The organism is Dapis purpurea BLCC-M126 (assembly GCF_050015975.1).
GTDB lineage: Bacteria > Cyanobacteriota > Cyanobacteriia > Cyanobacteriales > Microcoleaceae > Trichodesmium.
Genome location: NZ_JBNHER010000078.1, coordinates 1 through 3248, shown reverse-complemented (window position 1 = coordinate 3248; position 3248 = coordinate 1). Strand labels below are relative to the sequence as shown.

1 protein-coding gene is annotated in these 3248 nt (G+C 30.0%); it reads right to left on the bottom strand.

Annotated elements, in window-relative coordinates:
• Positions 1 to 799: 799 nt before the first annotated feature.
• Positions 800 to 1888, bottom strand: coding sequence for a restriction endonuclease (locus tag ACP6PL_RS07200; protein ID WP_426544023.1), 1089 nt, complete (start codon positions 1886 to 1888; stop codon positions 800 to 802).
• Positions 1889 to 3248 lie beyond the last annotated feature (1360 nt).

The following is a 3248-nucleotide window of genomic DNA, read 5'->3' as shown; positions in this document are numbered from 1 at the left end:
TGAGCAGAAATTCCTATTGCTCCATACGCAATAAAAGCAATTACCTAAATCTGAGAGTGAGCAGAAATTCCTATTGCTCCATACGCAATAAAAGCAATTACCTAAATCTGAGTCAGCAAAAATTCCTGTTGCTACATCCGCAATAAAAGTATCGACTATCCAAGTCTAAGAGTGAGCAGAAATTTCTATTGCTATATACGCAATAAAAGCAAGTACCTAAATCTAAGTAAGCAGAAATTCCTATTGCTACATACGCAATAAAAGCAAATACCTAAATCAGAGTGAGCAGAAATTCCTATTGCCACATACGCAATAAAAGCAAATACCTAAATTTCAGAGTGAGCAGAAATTCCTATTGCCACATACGCAATAGAAGCAACTACCTAAATTTCAGAGTGAGCAAAAATTCCTATTACTCCATACGTAATAGAAGTATCGACTCCTAAATTTCAGAGCGAGCAAAAATTCCTATTGCCACATACGCAATAAAAGCAAATACCTAAATTTCAGAGTGAGCAGAAATTCCTATTGCCACATACGCAATAGAAGCAACTACCTAAATTTCAGAGTGAGCAAAAATTCCTATTACTCCATAGGTAATAGAAGTATCGACTCCTAAATTTCAGAGCGAGCAAAAATTCCTATGTAGAATATTTATACAAAAATATTCAGGTAAGTAAACAGACAAAATTCAATCAAGGTAGAACATCAACAAGTAAATTCTCCAAATTACTTTGTACCTTGAAAAAAGGTTTAGAGACCAAACCACTACCAACTATTTATCTTCAAAAAAAGTGATTCAAAAAGTTAACCATTCACAAGAAATAATCCCATCAATAAAATTATCTGATAAAGCAACAAAATCAGAATAAGTAATTAACTTAATACTTTGGCGATCGCCCTTCGACAACAAATTTTCTAAAGGTCTTCTATCTCTAGGAAATACACTATCCCACAAATAAAACATTAACTTATTTTCTATAGATTCTTGAGTAACTTGATTATTCTCTGACTTCAAAAACCAAACACCAATTTGTTTATCTTCGATGCGCCTAATCACTTGATGATTAACCTTAATAAAATCATTTAGCTTATTCACAAAATCCAACCATTTTTCATCCCTACCTTCAATTACGATATCCTTAGTTTTTTCTCTTCCATAACCAGGTACATCCACATATTCCCAATCCCATCTTCTTTTAAAAGCACTATCCAAATAATATATAGACTCATCCGAAGTATTAATCGTAGCGATAATTGATAAATTTCTGGGAATCGAAATTCTCTGAGTTGTCAAATTTTCTAAGACTCGTAAACCATCTTGATTATCATTCATTTCTAGTTTCATTTTTGTCATCTGACAAAATACATCAAAATTACTTCCATCCACCTGTATATTTTTATCAGTTGTTTGAGCATCATATCCCATTGCCCTTAACAAAGCGACTATTTCTAATTCTGATAAATTCACATCATAAGTAGACCAATTATCTATTTCTCTATCTAACAATTGAAAAATCGGACCAAAAATAGCAGCAGCATTTCCTCGGTTTAATTCATCAATTACCAAAAGTACATTTTGGTTACTAGCATCAATTAAATATTTATATGCTAATCCTAAGACTTGAAGAAAATGACCGGGATAAAATTTATAAATAACAGCACCACCTGCAGTAGTTTGTGGCAATAATTTTCCCAGAAAATCTGAATATGTATATTCAGGGTGAAAGACAGTTTTAATAGTATTTTCTAAGGATTTTATCTGCTCATTCCATTGAATTTGTAAGTAATTATTTGCTATTTCCCGTACTTTATAACTTTTGCCTGTACCAGGACTACCAAATAGAATTTTTTGAATAGGTTTTGTTGCTTGATCTGTTTCTGACATGGATTAATTTCATAAGTCTGCTTTGACTATTCAGAGTAATTTAGGCACAGTTATTCAAATATACTCTTGACTATTTAGAATATACCTGAAATCATTATCTAGCAAGCATAAATTTGAATAAGTACCTAGATCAAGAATTAAGAATTTAGAATTACCTCTCATTGAAAATAAGAGGATTGACGAACAGGAAAATTTTTATTTATTATCCCCTTAAAAGGGGAGGCTTTAAACCAGAATATTTCGGTAAAATTAATAGTAGTGGTAACAAAGTAATGATAAGTAGGAGTAGGGAGTGGCGAATAAAAAATAGTTATAATACCTTTTATCCTTAGTCTTTTAGGAGTACTAAATTAATTATCTAATTTCATTACTTGTAATTTTTACCGAGAAATTAAGGTATAAAGCCTCTTCATTCATGGAGAAAGAAGAAAAAAATTACTTTTAGTCAATCCTCTTCTGGATAAGAAGAGATCATTATTAATTATTCATTATTGAAAATACCTGCTTTTCAGATTGAGAGTATTTGTAATTAATTTTGCATAACTAATTATAGTTTTATGAATAAATTTAAATTCTGATAAATCAGAGGGTTGAGAAATAATTTAATATTGAAAAAGTGCAATAAATAGGCTTTCATACTATTACTATAGTAATCCTAAATTGGTCGTGACAATTTTTATAATAATTAATTTGAGCTGAAAAAATGAGCAAATTCTGACTCCTGACTCCTAACTGTAACTAAAATATTACAACCTAAATAGGATTGCTACATAGCAGGAGACAGGCAAAAGTAGCAAAAAACTTCCTTATATTTGATTGATAATCGGTCTATTTCCTAAGTAACTCTTTTTTTTATATAAAAAATAACAAAGTTGTTGAAAATCTATATTAGATTAAAGTTTATTTTATACTCTAGGGGTTTTAAATTAGGTAATGATATAACTCTTGAAAAAAACTATTCTCTAGAAGTAAGTACTCAAATTATTTCTATAAATACGACTTACGCAGTATAATCTATTCTCCTAATTGCAACCCACAGGAAAGCAATTTTAAATCCTAGTTTTTCGTACTTAATGCGTAAGTCCTGATAAATCAGAGCTTAATTAAAAAATTCATACAAAATGGTCAAGATTATATTTTGAGTTATTACACAATTTTTCTTTCCAAAGATACCAATTTATTTCCTTTTACTTTAATCACAGAATAAGGAACAAAATATGCAGAACAAATAACTCAAATTACTGAAAGTATGGCAAAAATTTTGTGGATGTTGCACAATCAATCGAAGAAATGTTAAGATGCTTGAATAATTGATAATTGATAATGAATAATTGATAATTACCTCTCCCTAAAAGGAAGA

Bases quoted from the DNA above. Each gene is read 5' to 3' on its own strand.
- ACP6PL_RS07200 (WP_426544023.1), bottom strand. From the start codon at position 1,888: ATGTCAGAAACAGATCAAGCAACAAAACCTATTCAAAAAATTCTATTT.